The 18208-nt window shown below is 40.9% G+C and carries 20 protein-coding genes; 7 read left to right on the top strand and 13 right to left on the bottom strand.

Annotated elements, in window-relative coordinates; translation table 11 throughout:
* Window positions 1-141: 141 nt before the first annotated feature.
* The 5 genes from IYQ91_RS07700 to IYQ91_RS07680 are packed head-to-tail and all read right to left on the bottom strand — an operon-like array spanning window position 142 to window position 4551.
* Complete coding sequence (locus IYQ91_RS07700) at window positions 142-546, bottom strand: PTS sugar transporter subunit IIA (protein ID WP_195673515.1); 405 nt, start codon at window positions 544-546, stop codon at window positions 142-144.
* Window positions 547-563: 17 nt separating this feature from the next.
* Entirely contained in the window at window positions 564-1391 is an 828-nt protein-coding gene (locus IYQ91_RS07695; RefSeq protein ID WP_049517244.1) for a PTS system mannose/fructose/sorbose family transporter subunit IID, read from the bottom strand.
* The gene (locus IYQ91_RS07690) at window positions 1378-2268 is read right to left on the bottom strand and encodes a PTS mannose/fructose/sorbose/N-acetylgalactosamine transporter subunit IIC (protein ID WP_126468017.1); all 891 of its coding nucleotides are present in this window, start codon (window positions 2266-2268) and stop codon (window positions 1378-1380) included. The genes IYQ91_RS07695 and IYQ91_RS07690 overlap by 14 nt, the downstream gene beginning before the upstream one ends.
* A 22-nt stretch (window positions 2269-2290) precedes the next feature.
* On the bottom strand, window positions 2291-2767 hold the full coding sequence (locus tag IYQ91_RS07685; protein ID WP_106382618.1) for a PTS system mannose/fructose/N-acetylgalactosamine-transporter subunit IIB: 477 nt from the start codon (window positions 2765-2767) through the stop codon (window positions 2291-2293).
* On the bottom strand, window positions 2764-4551 hold the full coding sequence (locus IYQ91_RS07680; protein ID WP_195673514.1) for a glycoside hydrolase family 35 protein: 1788 nt from the start codon (window positions 4549-4551) through the stop codon (window positions 2764-2766). The genes IYQ91_RS07685 and IYQ91_RS07680 overlap by 4 nt, the downstream gene beginning before the upstream one ends.
* A gap of 169 nt (window positions 4552-4720) precedes the next feature.
* Here IYQ91_RS07680 and IYQ91_RS07675 point away from each other — a divergent pair, with 169 nt between their 5' ends.
* Window positions 4721-5437: a GntR family transcriptional regulator gene (locus tag IYQ91_RS07675; protein ID WP_003027201.1), complete on the top strand. Its 717-nt coding sequence runs from the start codon at window positions 4721-4723 to the stop codon at window positions 5435-5437.
* Between the two features lie 122 nt (window positions 5438-5559).
* Here the strand turns inward: IYQ91_RS07675 and IYQ91_RS07670 are convergent, their stop codons facing one another.
* The 5 genes from IYQ91_RS07670 to dhaK form a co-directional block, all read right to left on the bottom strand.
* Window positions 5560-5997, bottom strand: coding sequence for a bacteriocin transporter (locus IYQ91_RS07670; RefSeq protein ID WP_195673513.1), 438 nt, complete (start codon window positions 5995-5997; stop codon window positions 5560-5562).
* 98 nt (window positions 5998-6095) lie between these two features.
* Entirely contained in the window at window positions 6096-6809 is a 714-nt protein-coding gene (locus tag IYQ91_RS07665; protein ID WP_126466364.1) for an MIP/aquaporin family protein, read from the bottom strand.
* Window positions 6810-6821: 12 nt separating this feature from the next.
* Entirely contained in the window at window positions 6822-7196 is a 375-nt protein-coding gene (gene dhaM / locus IYQ91_RS07660) for a dihydroxyacetone kinase phosphoryl donor subunit DhaM (protein WP_195673512.1), read from the bottom strand.
* On the bottom strand, window positions 7193-7774 hold the full coding sequence (dhaL, locus tag IYQ91_RS07655; protein ID WP_003027194.1) for a dihydroxyacetone kinase subunit DhaL: 582 nt from the start codon (window positions 7772-7774) through the stop codon (window positions 7193-7195). Before dhaL ends, dhaM begins: the two co-directional genes overlap by 4 nt.
* A 10-nt stretch (window positions 7775-7784) precedes the next feature.
* Window positions 7785-8774, bottom strand: a complete 990-nt coding sequence (gene dhaK, locus IYQ91_RS07650; RefSeq protein ID WP_195673511.1) for a dihydroxyacetone kinase subunit DhaK — start codon at window positions 8772-8774, stop codon at window positions 7785-7787.
* A 156-nt stretch (window positions 8775-8930) separates the two neighbouring features.
* On the opposite strand from dhaK, the gene dhaS reads away from it, so the two are divergent.
* The 6 genes from dhaS (at window position 8931) to IYQ91_RS07620 (ending at window position 15596) form a co-directional block, all read left to right on the top strand.
* Window positions 8931-9467: a dihydroxyacetone kinase transcriptional activator DhaS gene (gene dhaS / locus IYQ91_RS07645; protein WP_195673510.1), complete on the top strand. Its 537-nt coding sequence runs from the start codon at window positions 8931-8933 to the stop codon at window positions 9465-9467.
* Window positions 9468-9476: 9 nt separating this feature from the next.
* A complete protein-coding gene (gene dhaQ / locus IYQ91_RS07640) occupies window positions 9477-10463 on the top strand; it encodes a DhaKLM operon coactivator DhaQ (protein WP_195673509.1) in 987 nt (328 codons plus the stop codon).
* 325 nt (window positions 10464-10788) lie between these two features.
* Window positions 10789-11670: a MurR/RpiR family transcriptional regulator gene (locus tag IYQ91_RS07635; protein WP_022526442.1), complete on the top strand. Its 882-nt coding sequence runs from the start codon at window positions 10789-10791 to the stop codon at window positions 11668-11670.
* A gap of 146 nt (window positions 11671-11816) precedes the next feature.
* A complete protein-coding gene (locus tag IYQ91_RS07630; protein WP_195673508.1) occupies window positions 11817-13202 on the top strand; it encodes a PTS transporter subunit EIIC in 1386 nt (461 codons plus the stop codon).
* 11 nt (window positions 13203-13213) lie between these two features.
* Entirely contained in the window at window positions 13214-14671 is a 1458-nt protein-coding gene (locus tag IYQ91_RS07625) for a glycoside hydrolase family 1 protein (protein WP_022526444.1), read from the top strand.
* A 145-nt stretch (window positions 14672-14816) separates the two neighbouring features.
* Window positions 14817-15596, top strand: coding sequence for a sulfite exporter TauE/SafE family protein (locus tag IYQ91_RS07620; protein ID WP_022526445.1), 780 nt, complete (start codon window positions 14817-14819; stop codon window positions 15594-15596).
* A 205-nt stretch (window positions 15597-15801) separates the two neighbouring features.
* Here the strand turns inward: IYQ91_RS07620 and purB are convergent, their stop codons facing one another.
* Genes purB through IYQ91_RS07605 form a run of 3 tightly spaced genes read right to left on the bottom strand, consistent with a single transcriptional unit; the run spans window position 15802 to window position 18206 of the window.
* Window positions 15802-17097 (bottom strand): adenylosuccinate lyase, encoded by a 1296-nt coding sequence (gene purB, locus IYQ91_RS07615; protein WP_195673507.1) that lies wholly within the window; start codon window positions 17095-17097, stop codon window positions 15802-15804.
* Window positions 17098-17118: 21 nt separating this feature from the next.
* A complete protein-coding gene (locus IYQ91_RS07610; RefSeq protein ID WP_195673506.1) occupies window positions 17119-17970 on the bottom strand; it encodes a hypothetical protein in 852 nt (283 codons plus the stop codon).
* Between the two features lie 14 nt (window positions 17971-17984).
* Window positions 17985-18206, bottom strand: a complete 222-nt coding sequence (locus IYQ91_RS07605; RefSeq protein ID WP_022526448.1) for a hypothetical protein — start codon at window positions 18204-18206, stop codon at window positions 17985-17987.
* Between the last annotated feature and the right edge of the window lie 2 nt (window positions 18207-18208).

The following is an 18208-nucleotide window of genomic DNA, read 5'->3' as shown; positions in this document are numbered from 1 at the left end:
TAACTAAAAGAAAGGGAGTGAGAAAATGATGATTTCAAAGAAATCCATTTTCTTGCCCCAGCCCCCTTAGTTATACAGATTGCTCATTGGAGCAATTCAAGCAAGGACGTGTTTTTCAGCGACTATTAGCTGGACACTCCTTTATTCATCTTCGTCATCGTTCATTTCTGCTAATACATCATTGACTTTCACGATGTATTTGTTCGCTTTTTCGATATATTTTGCTTCTACGCCAGTCAGGGCAGAATTGATAAATTCAATCACCATTGGCATATTCATCCCTGCATAAAGTTCAATTTGGAGTCCTTCCAAAATCAGACGGCTAACGACATTGCAAGGTGTTCCACCAAGCAGGTCGGCAAAGACGATATAATCATCTAAATCTTTTACAGTCGCTGAAACTTTAGCAGTAAAGTCGTCTATTCCTTCCTCTGGAAGCAGAGGAACTGTATGAATGAAGTCCAGTGGCCCCATAATCATTTCGGTGCTTTTTTTCAATTCTTCACAAAAGTGACCGTGACTAACCAATACAAGTTGTTTTGTCATTTATAGAGAAGCTCCTTTTAGACACCTAAGATTGGTGTATGAGTAAAGTGTGAAAGTGCAGAAACACCAATTGCAATAATAATCACGATAAAGATTGCTTTTGTTGAATTCATGCCTTTCTTACCAAGCAGCCAATAAACAAAACCTGTAAACAATGCTGGCACCAAACGTGGGAAGATTTTATCCAATGTTTCTTGAAGATTGAAGGTTACACCACCGAAACTTTGTGTATAGGTAAACTTAAAGTTAATCATCGTAGCAATCAAGGCCGCCACCATGAAAACACCAAGAACTGTTGCAGCATCTGTGATGGCAGACAATTTGTCCTGCATGGTTGTAACTAATTTCACCCCTTCTTTGTGGGCAAACTCTAATTGTTTCCAACGGAAGACATTGATTGCGATTGTCACAGCTATCCAAAGGAAAATTCCAAGAGGATTGCCTTCAACAGCAAGTCCAGCAGCCAGACCACCCATAATAGCAGGAATAGTAGAACCAAAAATCGCATCGCCAATCGCGGCAAATGGCCCCATTAAACCAGTTTTAATCCCTGTAACGGTATCTTTAGCCGCAACTCCTTCATTTTCTTCAAGTGCTAGGTCAATCCCTGTTACTAAAGTATGGAAAAAGTTAGAGGTGTTGAAGAATTGCGTATGTGTCCGCATCATTTCTTTTAATTCTGGCGTACCGTCTCCATATATCTTGCGCAATTGTGGCAAAATCATATAAAGATAGCCTGACGCTTGCATACGCTCGTAGTTCCAACCCCATTGGAAAGTAAAGAGACTACGACGGTTGATTTGTTTAAAATCTTCTTTTGTTAATTTGTAATTAGAGTTCGTCATCGTCAATTTCCCCACTTTCTGATTGTTCTGCAGCAACAGTCACCACTTGTTTATTAGTTGCATTTTTATAATTGATTGTTGCCAAGGCAAAGCCAATAATCGCAATTCCAATCATTGGTAGGCCTTCAAATTTTGCACCACCAAGAGCTGTGGCGATTTGTTTGACAGCTCCTGAAGCAGCTGCCAATGTTGAAATATAATCAAAAACAACTTTCAACATAGCTGTAATGGCAAAACCTAAACCAAGGTAATGGAGATTTTTCTTGACTGGAAGGTAACGAAGCAAAATTGCAAAACCGACACCAGGAAGCATTTTACCTGCAAGAATCAATCCGTCTGCAATCCATTGTGCATTATTGGCAAGCCAGTCTGAGAAGGCTTTTACAGCGTCTCCACCGAGCCACAAAGCCAGAAATACTGGAAGGGCACGTGAAAGTCCCCATGGAATAGCACCTAGTAAGTAATTGCGTTCAATGCCTTTATAGTCAATTTTTTCAACCGCTGCATCAATACGATGTGCAAAGTAAGTCGTAGAGAACCGTCCAAGGACGTCTGTATAAACTAGCAAGGCTGCTACCGGAACGGCAATAGCTGAAATAGCGAGTTCTGATTTCATACCTGTTGCCACAGAGAATGCTGTTGCAAGAACCGCACCAGAAGTTGCATCAATCCGAGAGGCACCACCGAATGTACCAACCCCAAGCACAACGAGTTGGAGACTACCACCAATAAACAAACCAGTCTTCAAATCTCCCATGACCAGACCAGTGATAAAACCTGCAAAAACAGGGGAGCCAGCTGATGAGTTAATCGTCAACTCATCCAAAATTTGATACGCTGAATATAGCGTCAGTAAGAGAATTTGCCACCATTGTATCCATAACAATGACCTCCTAAATTTATTTCAATAATTTCATAAAGTCTTCAACTGGATCATTTGGAACCATTTGAGCCGTTAGAGTTACACCTTTTTCATGCAACTTGTTAAATACTGCTACGTCTTCATCTACCACGTTAATTGAGCGTGTGATAGAACGCGTTTCAGATGTCTGCGACATATTGCCCACATTGAGCGTTTCGATTGGTACGCCTGCTTCTACTAATTTCAAAAAGCGGTCTGGTTTTCTAGCCACGATGAGCAGACGCTGGCTATCGTATTTGCCTGCTAGGATATTTTCTGCCGCTTTTGCAACTGGTAACACACTCAATTTCACACCAGCTGGTGTCGCCAATTTCAAGCCGCTTTTTTCAATAGCATTTTCTGCTACTTCATCATCTACGACCATGATACGTGAGATGTTTAATTTTGTAGTCCAAAGATTAGCTACCTGTCCATGAATCAAACGTCCGTCGATTCGATTACCTACGATTGTCATAAATTTACCCCCTTTATCGTTTTAAATGTAGGTTTGTGAACTAAATGAATGAATTCGCTGTATTTCCCTTCAGTTTCAAAAATGATAATTCGATTTTGTCCGAGTTTTAACAAACTATGTGGAATATAAAGCGATAAGGTCGGTCCGACTTCCCAGAAGCGACCGATATTGACACCGTTGACAAAAACAATTCCTTTGCCAAAGTGGGTCAAATCAATATACGTGTCTTTAAGCGCTTTCAATTCGACATCAAACGCATAGAAAACTGGCTGTTTTTCATGCCATTCTTTCGTAAAATCAATTTTTTCTGGATTTTTCAACTCTAATGGATACTGTTTCCAATGGAGTATAAAGTGCAAATCCTTGCAGACTCCAGTCCGAATGCCCTTGTGTTGCGTCTCTGCCAACAGTTTGTGCCCATAATTGACGCGCCCCATATTTTCTATAAAAATATCAATCTGATGCGTGGATTGCTTCTGCCGGGGAACAAAGATGTCTTCACCAATTTCCATTTGATACTGATTGACGACAAGCTCTTCATCGACAAAAAGCTGCATGCGGTCACGCGCATCAATGACACGAATCCGTTCCTCGTCCGCATCCCATTCCGCTTCTGTACGATAGAGCAGATAACCAACATTTTGGCCCAACTCCTCCATTTTCATAGGATACAAGCTCTCGATTGGCTGCGCTACATCTTCTAAAGTCTCAAATAAACTAACTTTCTCACTGAGCGGAATATTCTTTAACTCAAACGATTCTTTTACCAAAGGCTCCATTTGTGGATACTCTGGATAATATTTTTTTAACATTTGCTGAATAGCAAAGTATTTAGGTGTTGGATTTCCTTGTTCATCAAGGAGAGCTTCGTAATCATAAGACGTCACTTGCGGCAGATCAATGTTTCCTCGCGCTGAACAGCCATTCATAAAACCAAAGTTTGTTCCCCCGTGAAACATATAAAGATTGATACTGCCTTGTTGCAAGACTTCGTGAACCGCTTCAGCCAACTCTTCTGGATCTCGCGTGACAACTGGCTCCTTCCAACGATTGAACCAACCGTCCCAAAATTCCATACACATGAGCGGCCACTTCTTGCCATGTTCATCAAAGAATTCCTGCATTTGCGCGAAATTTTCTTTTGCTTTGGAGCCAAAGTTCCCCGTTACAAACACATCATCCTCAATAAGCGTCCCTGCCCGCAAAGTGCCTCGCCAAGGTCCGTCTGACGTAAAGAGCGGACAAGTCACACCTCGCTCTAGCATCATATCTCGAACAGCTCTCAAATATTCCTTATCTTCGCCATACGAGCCATATTCATTTTCGACCTGCATCATGAGAATGTTGCCGCCATTTTCCAAAAGATGCGGGACTAAGCGCGGAAGCAATTCATCATAATAGCTAGCAACTGCGGCAAAATAAGCAGGGTCAGAAGAACGGATTCTCATATCTTCTTCTAAAAGCCAAGCCGGCAAACCACCGAATTCCCATTCTGCACAAATATAAGGTGACGGACGAAGCAAGGCATACAAGCCTAAATCTTGAGCAATTTGAAGAAATTTCTCCAAATCCAAGATCCCCTCAAAGCAAAACTGCCCTTTCTGAGGTTCATGGACGTTCCATGGAATGTAGGTTTCTACCGTATTAAAGCCTAGAGCTTTCAAATTATAAAGCGAATGATACCAATCATCTGGCTGAATCCGAAAATAATGAATGGCACCAGACAATATTTTAAAAGGCTGTTGATTCAGATAAAATTCTTCTTTAATCTCAAATCTTGCCAAACCATTTCCTTCTTTCACATAACAATTTTTGTAATCGGTTACATAGGTTAATATAATATATTTTGTATGAAATGTCAATAGTTTTTGAAAAATTTAATAAATTTAACCATTTTAAGAAAAATTATGGTAAAATTTTTTATGAGAGGGAAGCGAAAGAGAGGTGAATAACATGGCAATCCCTAAATACCAATACATTAAAGACGAACTCAAAAGCAAGATTATCTCAGGTCAATTTGAGAATGGAGATAAATTTTATACAGAAGCTGAGCTAATCACAATGTACGATGTGAGTTCTATTACTGTTGTCAGAGCTTTAAATGAGCTAGCAAAAGACGGATATATCATTCGCCAGCAAGGAAAAGGAACATTTGTTTCGCGCGCGCGTAAGCACAAACTCGTTGAATTTTCTGACGTTGAGATATTTCCTACCCAAAATGATCAAGTGACCGTTTTATCGATCGAGCGCGGAAACGACTTGAAATTTCTTGATAAGTTAGATTTGAAGGGACATCAATTTTACTATAAAATCGAGAGACTTCGTAAAGCAAAAGATACCCCTTACATCTATCATCAATCCTATATCCCAGAGCAATATATCAATGCAAATTATCCAAATCTTGAATATTACAGCTCTATCTACAATCGCTTCAAACAAGACTATCATATTCACATGAATGACGAGCATTTTGAAGAAACTAATGAAATTATCTTCCCGACACCAGAAACTGTTGCAACATTACTGGACATTGACACAAACTTCCCGACCGTCTTCCAAGTAAAAACAACACAGTTAGAAAGTACAGGACAAATTTTAGAGTATAGCGAAGCCTACAAACGTGGCGATTTCTTTAAAATCAAGTTCGTGTCACGCAGTGGAAATCACTAATTATTTTTACGTAAAGAACACCTGGCATTCAGTTGTTCTTTTTTTATATCTTGACATCATTATAACCTATCTAGACCAATTTTGAAAAGTATTTTGTTATTTTTTATTTATCAATTTTTCTCTTATTTATTAAAATTCTCAATTTCTTTAGCAGTCATATTTTTCTTGATTTGTAGCACTTTTTCTTCTGTAAAACCACTAAATTTCCCAAAATAAGGAACAAATTTTATCTTATATGCCTCACGAAAAGCAACTAACTCTGGTGTCTTTTTCTCACTATCTAAATAATAAAAAGATTTTGTTTTGATTCGTTCCAGTTGTTTCACAAATCGCCTACAGTGTGGACAAGTTCCTCTCCCGATGTAGAGATAAAAATTTTCACTCTGATCCTGCTTTTCTTTGAGTTCAGGAACGGTTATCTGATGAAATTTCGCTACAATAGCTTGATACTCTTTTTGTTCATCTATTCGTTCAGTTGGATCTAGCAAAACTGAATGACAGGCAACTATTCCGAAAATCAAAAACACTCCAAGTAATTTCAGCCAATGCTTCTTTGCCATCTCTATCCTCGCTATTCTATACAGCTATTATAAAAAATTCAGACAAGAAGCACAAGAAGAGACAACAAAAGTAGGCCGAAACCTACTTTTGACTATTTTTAAATGACACCCAAAATGATATTGTAGAGCAAAGCCCCTACGACACCGCCGACAATTGGACCCAAAACTGGAATCCAAGCATAGGACCAGTCAGAATCTCCTTTATTTGCAATTGGTAAAACAGCATGCATGATACGCGGTCCCAAATCCCGTGCAGGATTGATCGCATAGCCTGTCGTTGGTCCGAGTGAGAAACCGACTGCAAAAATAACCGTTCCTACGATGATTGGACCCAAACCAGCAGCAACTTTATTTGGACCAATTGCCATAATCGTGATGACAAGAATGGCCGTTCCTAGTGCTTCCCCCAAAAAGTTGGAAGCCGAGTGGCGAATGGCTGGACCCGTTGAAAAGCTGGCTAAAATCAAACCGGAATCTTTCGTTTCTGCCCAATGAGGATAATAGTGAAGCCATAAAACCAAAGCTGCAACCATTGCACCCAGCATTTGTGCAAGAATAAACGGAAAGACTTGCCCCCAACTAATCGCTCCAATAGAGGCCATTGCGAATGTGACCGCTGGATTCAAGTGAGCTGGACTAAAAAATCCGGATACATAAACCGCTACGGTACAGGCAATCCCCCAGCCTAAAACGATAGCAACCCAGCCGGTTCCTTCTTCTTTCGTCTTGCTCAAAACATTCCCAGCAACAACCCCATCACCAAGCAATACTAGGATAAAAGTTCCTAAAAATTCACCGAGATACTGAATCATAATCAAACTCCTTTATTTCTTAATCTTCAATTCTTTCAATTGTTCTTGGATAGTTGCCAAATCTGCACCAGCTTGCAAGAGAGCAGCTGCAGTATAAGCCCCTTCAACAATGGGAACATTGTTAATGATGATGTCCTTATCTGAAAAATCTGCCACCAGCTCCAGATTCATGCGAGCTGATCCAAGATCAAAGAAAGCTAAAATCTTCTCCGCTTTGTTGGCTTCCACAACCGTTTGGACTTGTTCAAAACTTGTACCAATGCCGCCATCTTCTGTACCACCTACATAGGTCAGCAAGACATCCTTGGCAACTTCTGAAATTAAATCTACAAGGCCTTGAGCGATCCATTTTGAATGAGAAACGATGACAATCCCAACTTCTGTCATGCTTTTTCCTCCACTTCTAGCAAGGCTTCAAAAAGTAAGCCTGATGAATACGAACCGGGGTCAATATGTCCGATAGAGCGCTCTCCGACATAAGAAGCCCGACCCTTCGTTGCTTTCATATCTTTCGTCGCTTCAACCAAAGTATGAATGGTTTCTTTGGTCAATTCTCCTTTTTGAAGAGCCATCACCACACCAGACCAGACATCCACCATGGTTTTTTCACCCGGAACAGCCTTTCCTCGCTTTTGAATCATATCAAGCCCTGCTTGAACAGCATCCGCCAAGCTAGTACCCTCTTTTTCAGCCTTCATTATTCCCATAAAGGCTGAGCCATAAAGGGGGCCAGAAGCCCCGCCAACCTTGCTAAGCAATTGCATGGAGACAACTTGAAAGACTTCTGCTGAATTGGCAAAATCCTTTCCTTCCAGATTTTCAACGACAGCTGCCATGCCACGCGCCATATTTCCTCCGTGGTCTCCGTCACCAATGGGCGTGTCTAACTCTGACAAGTAGTCTTTGTTGGCTTGAATTTTTTCATTAAAGAGAAGCATCCATTTCTTTGCTAATGCTGCATCCATATCGTACCTCCTACCAAGCAATCGTTGCAACTGGACTGTTCAAAGCTTCCAGCCAGTCTTCACGTTCTAATTTGACAAAGGTCAGAGAAATGCCTGCCATGTCAATAGATGTCATGTAATTTCCTAATTTCTTGTAAACAACTTCCAGACCTGCTGCTGCGAGAATTCCAGCCACATCGTTGGCAAAGACGTATTGTTCCATGAGCGGCGTTGCCCCCATACCATTGATAAGGATTCCGATTTTATCTCCTGCTTTGAATTCAAAAGAATCTTTTAATTTCGCCACCAATTCTTGTGCCAAGTCTTTAGATGGCTGCATTTTTTCTTTGCGATAGCCGGGTTCTCCATGAATGCCGATGCCAAATTCAATTTCATCATCAGCAAGCACAAAGCCGGGTTTTCCGACTTCAGGAACGGTCGCTCCACTGAGAGCCAGCCCAACCGTATGAATCTGAGGAACCAATTCGTCAGCCAAGGCCTTGATTTCACTCAGTGATTTTCCAGCACGCGCAGCATTTCCCAAAATCTTATGAACCAAAATGGTACCAGCAACTCCACGGCGGCCTTGCGTGTAAAGGCTGTCCTCAACAGCAATATCGTCATCTACAACAACACTTGCCACCTCAATGCCTTCCATTTCTGCCATATCCTGCGCCATTTCAAAGTTCATGATGTCGCCAGAATAATTCTTGATAACCATGAACACTCCTGCACCCTCGTCTGCTTCTTTGATTGCCTGCAAGACTTGGTCAGGAGTTGGGGAAGTAAAGACCGCCCCGCAAATCGCAGCTGACAACATACCGTCGCCCACAAAGCCAGCATGAGCAGGCTCATGACCGCTACCGCCACCTGAGATAATCGCTACCTTGCCAGATTTTTCGCTATTTCGAGCAATAATGTCAAAGCCTTCTACACGATGCACCAAATCACTGTGGATATAAGCCAGACCGTCTAGCATTTCGTCCACAACAGCTGTTGGTTGATTGATAATTTTTTTCATGAGTTTCTCCTTTGCTTTATTTTTCTTATTTCTATTGTAAAATTCTTTGCTCCATTTTGGAACGGACAAAATTAGGAATATGTCCCTCTTTTTAGTTTTCCTATTGCATCATTCATGATAAACTAAGAATAGAACTAAAAAGACTGAGGAGGGAAGATGGCAACATCCTTAATCACGAAAAAAAGGATTGCCAAATCCTTTAAAAAATTACTGACCGAACAAGCTTTTGAAAAAATCTCTGTTCGGCAAATTATGGAAGACGCCGGTATTCGCAGGCAAACGTTTTACAATCATTTTCTGGACAAGTATGAATTATTAGAATGGATTTTTCAGACGGAGTTGCGAGAGCAAGTCACAGATAATCTGGAATATATCTCTGGCTATCAGCTGCTGCAAGAATTGCTGCACTATTTTAACGTCAATAAGAGTTTTTATGCACAATTATTTGACATTGTTGACCAAAATGACTTTTCTTCTTATTTTCAAACCTACTGCCAACAACTTGTAGCCAAACTCGTCAGAGAATATCATTCCCGTCCTTTCCATTCTGAAATGGAGTATCAGTTTTTCATTCATTATCACAGTCAAGCGCTTGCGAATGCTATCAAACATCTGCTGGATTTATCTGAGCAAGATTACCAGCAACAGGCGCAACTTTTAACACAACTAATCAAAACAGCTATAGAAAATTAAGGCAAGTATATGGTTCACATTATCAATTCAATTCATTCAAGCATTCAGCAAAACATCAATGCAATTACCCGCATGTATCCTCACCTTTCACAGCTGAAACAACTGCCCGTCATTTATCATAATCAGCACGATTCTTCTGTCGTGCCCATTATTTCGGGTGGCGGCAGCGGTCATGAACCAGCTCATTTTGGCTATGTGGGCGATGGTATGTTAACCGCTGCTATTAGTGGCCCCATTTTTGTGCCACCTTGTGCGGAGCATATTTTAGAAACCATTCGTTTTCTGCATCAAGGCAAGGGCGTTTTTGTCATTATTAAAAACTTCGATGCTGATATTAAAGAATTTTCCCAAGCCATTTATCAAGCACGCAAGGAAGGAATTCCAGTCAAATACATCATTTCCCATGATGATATTTCAGTCGAAAAAAGCAACTTCCAAATCCGTCACCGTGGAGTTGCAGGAACAATTCTTTTACATAAAATTCTCGGGCAAGCTGCCAAAGAAGGAGCCAGTCTGGATGAGTTGGAAAAACTCGCTCTTTCTCTGTCCACCTCCATTGCGACACTAGGAGTAGCTACAAAATCTGCCACCTTGCCAAGCAAGCAGTTGCCTATCTTTGATTTGCCCCAAGGTCAAATTTCCTACGGAATTGGAATCCATGGCGAACCTGGTTATCGAATGGTTCCGTTTGAATCTTCCGAGCTACTTGCTGTGGAGCTCGTCAACAAAATCAAAATGAAATTCAAGTGGCAAGAAGGGCAAGAATTTATTCTCCTCATCAATAACTTAGGCGGCACTTCAAAATTGGAAGAACTCGTTTTCACAGATGACATTCTTCAACTGTTGGATATAGAAGGCTTGAAACTGCCCTTTGTCAAAACAGGTCACCTCATCACAAGCCTAGATATGGCAGGACTTTCTGTTACCCTCTGCCGTGTTTCCGACAGCTCCTGGCTAAAAGCCTTAGAAACCCCAACCAATGCTTTTGCTTGGTGAGAGAACAAAAGGGAGTGAGGCAGACATAAGGGAATGATGAAAAATCATACAACGAATAATGGCTTAATCATTTCAACAGTTGATTTTGGAACATTTGGCTCAGATGAAGTGGAATTCTTTTGCACTGTTTGGCGGATTTGAAGAAAAAGGATTGTCACACTAATACAGAGACTTATTGTGGCAAAGAAAAGAATATTGATTGTTCACTGAAGGATTCTGTATTCTTCACGAAAAGCTTTTATGATGAAATGCTATCGAAATAGATCGAACACTTTAAACGCGCACATATATATGCAAAATCTAAGGTGACCAAAAGGAGACAATTATGTTAATTGTAGAAAAACTATCCAATCAGCAGAAAATGACAGAGACTGAAATTAACATTGCGCAGTATCTGCTAAATATAGGGCATGACATCAAGAACAAGAGTACTCGATCCATTGCTAAGGAACTCTTTATCTCTCCGTCAACGGTTAGCCGTTTTTGCCAGCTGATAGGCTTCAGTGGCTTTTCAGAATTTCAGCAACACTATCTAGAAGAAATTCGTTATTTAGAGTCTAAATTTCAATCCATTGACCCAAATCAGCCTTTTAACGAGATAGATAAAAACAAACGGCTAGCTAGCAAAGTGGGGGCTTTGTATAAAGAGACAATTGAAGACACGGTGGAGCTTTTACATCATGATTCCTTGCAAAAAGCTGAGCGTATGCTGCATACTGCAAGAGAGCTATATGTGGGAAGTGCAGGTGATACCTTTGATTTGGCCAATGTCTTTAAAAACCGCTGCCTGAAAATCGGGAAAAAGGTAACGGTCGAAATAAGAAATGACAATCTTTTCTATCAGGCATGCTATGCACCTAATGACTCTTGCTTCATCTTAATTTCCTATTCTGGGGAAACAGCTATGATTCTAAAAGTGGCAGAGAAGTTGAGGGAGAGACAGATTCCTACAATCGTGATTACTTCCTACGGAGACAATCAACTATCGCAGCTATTTGAGACAGTTTTATATATATCCACTCATGAAAAATTGGTTGAAAACCTAGGTAATTTTAGCTCCCTTCTTTCTGTTCATTTTATTCTGGATGTGCTATATGCCAGTATTTTCAATACCTGCAGGCAGGAAAATTATGAGAATCGTATCCGTGCTGCCTACGAGTTTGAACAGGCGAGGAAGTCAAAAAATCCCCTTATCAGAGATTCTTAAGTCTATCTGCGCAACAGTGTTGCGCTTTTTTGATACTCCAATGTAGGAAATAAGCAACAAAGGTGATAAATGTCTTGATTCTATTGCAGAGAGTTTTGAAAGGGATTACAATAAAAACATAAAATAAACCAAAGACAAAGGAGTCAATGATGGCAAAAGATTATGCTCAATTAGGCAAGAAAATTCTTCAGCTTGTGGGAGGCGAGGACAATGTCACTTCTCTAGTACACTGTGCGACACGGCTGCGCTTCAACCTCAAAGATGAAAGTAAGGCTCAGACAGAAGCCCTAAAAGAAACAGATGGGGTACTGGGGGTCGTATTAAACGGAGGGCAGTACCAGATTATCATCGGAGGCGATGTCAACTTTGTATTCGACGCCATTTGGCAGCAGGCAGATTTTGGCGGCAAGGAAAGTACGGCAAGCGAAGCATCTGCTGAAGAAGAGGAAAAAAGTCGGATAGCGAAGATTCTTGATACAATTGCTGGGATGTTCGTGCCGATTGTCCCGGTGATGGCGGGAGCTGGAATGATTAAGGCATTAGTCGCCTTGGTCGGCATGATGAATTGGCTACCTAAAGATAGCAGTACTTATCAGCTATTAAATCTATTCGGTGATACCGTGTTTTACTTCCTGCCAATTATTTTGGCCACGTCAGCAGCGAAAAAATTTAAGACCAATCAATACTTGGCTATGACCGTAGGAGCTGCTTTAATCAGCCCGACCTTCATCGGTCTGGTGACAACTGCCAGAGAAAACGGAACGGGTCTTGACTTTTTTGGTCTGCCGGTTACCTTGGCTAGTTACAGCTCTTCTGTTATTCCGATTATTCTAGCTGTGTGGCTGCTGTCCTATGTGGAACGGTTTGTAGACAAATATATGCCCAATGTCATTCGGATTTTTGGAACGCCGATGGTGACCCTGCTGATTGTGCTGCCTTTGACTTTTATTGTGATTGGTCCTCTGGGGACATGGCTGGGAGACGGACTGTCTCTCTTGATTAACTGGATGAATAGCTATGTACCATGGTTGGTACCGACCGTGGTTGGTGCGACAACTCCGTTATTAGTCATGACGGGGATGCACTACGGTTTGATTCCTATCGGCATCAATATGCTAGCAACAACAGGTGTGGATACCGTTGCCGGTCCTGGTATGCTGGTATCCAATATTGCTCAGGGCGGAGCAGCGCTTGCAACAGCAGTAAAAACAAAGAAAGCAACGACCAAATCACTTGCTATCTCAACGGGTATTTCCGCAGTTTTAGGAATTACAGAGCCAGCCCTTTATGGGATTAATCTGAAATTCAAAAGGCCTCTGTATGCTGCGATGATTGGCGGGGGTGCCGCAGGTCTTTATCTTGGATTGATGAATGTCGGTCGCTTTGCTCAGGTGGCTCCAGGACTTCTGGCATTGCCAAGTTTCTTTAGTGAGAATGCTCCGAGTAATATTCTCCATGCTGCGATTGCCAGTGCCATTGCCTTTGTAATAGCTTTTATCGCTGAGTTATTCCTTGGTGTAACAGAAGAATAGAGAGGTGTAGGATGCCATTTGCGAAAGATTTTTTATGGGGCGGGGCGACCGCTGCTAATCAGATCGAAGGCGCTTTTGATATGGACGGCCGCGGTCTGACCACGATGGATACTCTGACAGTAGGGGATTTTGACCATCCTCGCTGCATTACTTATCAGACTCTTGAAGGAAAAATTGAAAAGTCCGAACGTCTGTCTGCAATTCCAGCCAGCTCCGTCGGATACATTGATACGGGAGAGTTTTATCCTTCACACACAGGGATTGACTTTTACAATCACTACAAAGAGGATATTCGGCTCTTCGCGGAAATGGGCTTTAAAGCTTACCGAATGTCCCTTTCTTGGACACGGATTTTTCCGACAGGCACGGAAGACACCCCCAATGAATCAGGTCTGGCTTTCTATGACAAGGTGTTTGACGAATGTCTGAAATACGGCATCGAGCCGGTTGTGACTCTGTGTCACTTTGACATGCCACTCTACTTGGCGGATCATTTTGACGGCTGGTCTGACAGGAAGGTGATTGATTTTTTCAACCATTACTGTGAAACCGTCTTTACCCACTACCGCCATAAAGTCAAATATTGGCTGACTTTTAATGAAATCAATGTGCTACGCTCCTGGCTGCAGATGGGCATTCATCAAAATGATGAGCAGACCAAATATCAGGCTCTGCACCATATCTTTTTGGCCTCTGCCCAAGCTGTCAAGCTCTGTCATGCCATCATTCCCAATGCTCAAATCGGTAATATGGTCATGTACGCTCCAAGTTACGCGATGACTGCTAAGCCCGAAGATGTGATGGAAAACATTCAGTACCAACGTAAGGTTGAATTTTATCTGGATGTGCAGGTCAGAGGTTACTATCCAGCCTATAAACTCAAGGAATTTGAGCGAAATGGGATTGAACTTGCCATGGAAGAAGGCGATCTATCTCTTTTGAGAGAAGGAACCGTTGATTTTATCAGTTTCAGCTACTATATGTCGACCATGTCAACGATAGATACCAGCGTTCCCAAAACACCAGGAAATAATGTCATGGCTTACAAAAATCCCTATCTGAAAACATCAGAATGGGGCTGGTCTCTGGATCCGCTTGGGCTGCGCATTGCCCTTTGCCAGATGTACGACCGCTATCATGTTCCGCTCTTTATCGTTGAAAATGGTTTGGGGGCTGTAGACAGATTAGAAGCAGACGATAGTATTCAAGATGATTATCGGATTGATTATCTGCGGGAGCATATCAAGGCAATGAAGGATGCCGTTGAGCTAGATGGCGTTGAATTGATGGGTTATACCTCTTGGGGCTGCATTGATTTGGTTGCTTGGTCAACAGGCGAGATGAAAAAACGCTATGGATTTATTTATGTAGATGTGGACGATAGAGGACAGGGTAGTTTTAAACGGCTGAAAAAGAAGTCTTTTGACTGGTATAAAGAGGTAATTCGGACAAATGGAGAGAAAATCTGATATTCTTTCTATTTTAGACCTACATGTCATCAGCTTCGATTTTTTCCACTGTCCGATAGACAGTGGAAAGTTGCGGATAAAGGGAATGTGCTTCTATCTTGTGTGGTTTCATCTGGTTTGAGTATAAATTAAAAGAGGGGATGCAATGGAAATAATTCTTTATACACTGATTGTACTGTTTGCGACAGCTTTAGGAGCTGTGACAGGAGCCGGAGGCGGCGCTATTATCAAACCAGTTTTTGATTTGGTTGGAATGGATACCGCCGGTACCATTAGTGTTTATTCAACGATTGCTGTTTTTTCTATGTGTCTCTCCTCTATTTACAAACACTCAAAAAGCGGAATTGTTTTACAGAAAAAAATCATGCTTGGACTATCTATTGGTTCTTTAGCAGGCGGTTTACTGGGGGACACTGTCTTTAAAGTAGTCACAGACAGCATTCCTAACGAGCGAGTCACATTCATCCAGTCTATCTTTCTTTTTTTAGTACTATTTTCTGTTCTGATTTTTACACGCTTCAGTGAAAGGATACCTAAAGCGAAGTGGCGAAATCTTTTCTTTTCATTGGCTGCAGGTTTTGCTGCGGGGCTTATTTCGGTCTTTTTGGGTATCGGCGGCGGGCCTCTGAACATTATCATACTGATGGGCTTTATGTCCTATTCCGCGAAGGAGTCGGTTCCCTACTCTATCGCCATGATTTTCTTTGCTCAGATTCCAAAAATTCTCAAACTACTTCTGCAGCCACATCTATACTCTTTTAATCTGACACTCATTCCCTTGATTGTCATAGCGGCAGTGGTTGGTGGTAATATCGGTACCCATCTCAATCATCACTTTAACGAAAAACAAGTTACCAATATGTACACTTTGATGATGCTAGGGTTACTGCTAACTTGTTTAACCAATATTATCAGTAATTTTTAAATGAAAGTTCCTACCAATTAGAGCTGTCCAAATTATCAAAAATAAATAAAGTATACGAAAACCACTTGAATGCTCCTTTAGCAATAGAAAAGTCGTAAAAAAGGTTTTACGACTTTGTTTACATTCTGAAAGCAACAGCGTAAATTCCGTTGCTTTTTTATTTATCTTGGAGACGTTTTTACCTCAAGATATTTTTAATTTTATATTAATCCAAACCTATACGGTGGAAAATATCATCCACGCGCTTAGTATAGTAAATTGGGTTAAAAATGTCGTCAATTTCCTCTGGTGTTAAACGAGAGGTCACAGCTTCATCAGCTTCTAGTAACGGACGAAAATCTGTTTGATTGTCCCAAGAATAAGCCGTCTTTGGCTGTACCAAGTCATAAGCCTCTTCACGTGTCATGCCTTTTTCAATCAAGCTCAGCATAACGCGCTGGCTGTAAATAAGACCAAAAGTTGAGTTCATATTGCGGCGCATATTTTCAGGGAAAACAGTCAGATTCTTAACGATATTGCCAAAGCGATTAAGCATATAGTCAATCAGAATCGTCGTATCAGGTGTGATGATACGCTCCGCTGAAGAATGCGAAATATCACGTTCGTGCCAGAGAGACACATTTTCATAAGCCGTCACCATGTGACCGCGAATGACACGAGCCAGACCTGTCATGTTTTCAGAACCAATCGGGTTGCGTTTGTGAGGCATAGCAGAGCTGCCTTTTTGCCCCTTGGCAAAGAACTCTTCTACTTCACGTTGCTCAGATTTTTGCAGACCACGGATTTCAGTCGCCATACGCTCGATTGATGTAGCAATACTAGCAAGTACCGCAAAATACTCAGCGTGCAGGTCACGTGGCAGGACTTGCGTTGAAATTTCTTGCGCACGGATGCCTAACTTATCACAGACATATTTTTCCACAAATGGCGGAATGTTGGCAAAGTTTCCAACTGCACCTGAAATTTTACCTGCTTCCACACCAGCGGCAGCATGTTCAAAACGCTCAATGTTGCGCTTCATTTCACTGTACCAAGTCGCGAGCTTGAGCCCAAAAGTCGTAGGCTCCGCATGCACCCCATGAGTACGTCCCATCATGATGGTAAACTTGTGCTCACGCGCCTTGTCCGCTACGATGTTGAGGAAATGATCCAAATCTTTGCGAATGATGTCGTTTGCTTGCTTGTAGAGATAACCATAGGCTGTATCCACTACATCAGTAGACGTCAAGCCATAGTGAACCCACTTGCGCTCTTCGCCAAGCGTTTCAGATACTGCACGAGTAAAGGCCACCACATCGTGGCGGGTTTCCTGCTCAATTTCCAAAATGCGGTCAATATCAAAGTCTGCATTAGCACGGATTTTAGCCACATCTTCCTTAGGAATCTCACCTAGCTCAGTCCAAGCCTCATCAGCTAAAATTTCCACCTCAAGCCAAGCACGGTACTTATTTTCCTCAGTCCAAATGTTCGCCATCTCAGGGCGAGAGTAACGGTTGATCATGTTATTGTTTCTCCTTAAATTTTATCTACCTGATAGTATTGATGAAATGACACCACCTAAAGTACCTGATATTATATCTTTAATAAATTGTTGATCAAAGAACGAAGCATTTTCTTTAACAATTATAGTAAATTCAGTCTCCTTATTTTTATCAGATGCAGCAAGTAACTTCTTTAAAATTTCAACAGATTGTTCAGATAGAACTGAAGAATTATTAACAATCTGTTGAAGTTGTTTAGAAAGTTCTGACCATGGAAACTCAATATTCATATTAGATTTTTCTAAAATAGAATCTGTAACAATATTCGAGTTAATATTATTATCCCCTTTAAGGGTAATATTATTATCTGAACCAAAATCATTCCCAATTAAATTATCATTACCTGATACAATTGTTTTATATGAACCTGTTTCAAAAATATTTTGTTCCCCACCAATTTGTTGGTGTTTTATATCAATAAAAGTAACCTGATTTTTATCACCAAAAGATTTTTTAATTACTTCATATACTTTATCTCGAAATTTTTCTTCCTTAAAAAACAAATAAGAACTTTTACTGGACCCTAAATTGAATTCTATGTAATATTTTGTTGTGAGATGTTTCTCGTAACGTTTGTATACAATATAGCAATACAAAGCTAAAAAAACAATCGGAATTATATTCGGGACAAAATCTATCGGAAACATTATTAACATTACAATTACAAAAACTATTTCTTTCCAAGAAATCCTAAAATTCAATGTTGCTTTTGTCATCATAGAAATATTATCTATCTGAATAACATCATTTTGAGTAGCTATTGCATGTTCTTTTATGCTAAGAGTATCAGTTTCAATAGTATTATTTTCATTATTAAATATATCTAAAATCATTATTCTTCTTTCTCCTAAAATTCCTCTTTCCCTATCGCTACCGATGGATAATGCTCTAAGGTGTTCAAGTCTGTATCCAGTGGCAGGTCATAGATTGCTAGGTAGTCTGCTGGGTACTGTTTTTGCAGCTCCTCATATTTGGCTTGGATTTTGTCAGCGTCTTTGCTGGCAAAGAGCACTTCAACGATTCCTGCTTTTCCATTTTCAATAAAGGCATGAACAATGATTTGAATCATAA

It is taken from the genome of Streptococcus sp. HF-2466 (genome assembly GCF_015594645.1).
In the GTDB taxonomy this organism is placed as follows: Bacteria; Bacillota; Bacilli; order Lactobacillales; family Streptococcaceae; genus Streptococcus; species Streptococcus anginosus.
Note: the sequence above shows the minus strand (reverse complement) of the source record. Positions and strands in the feature narration are given on the sequence as shown.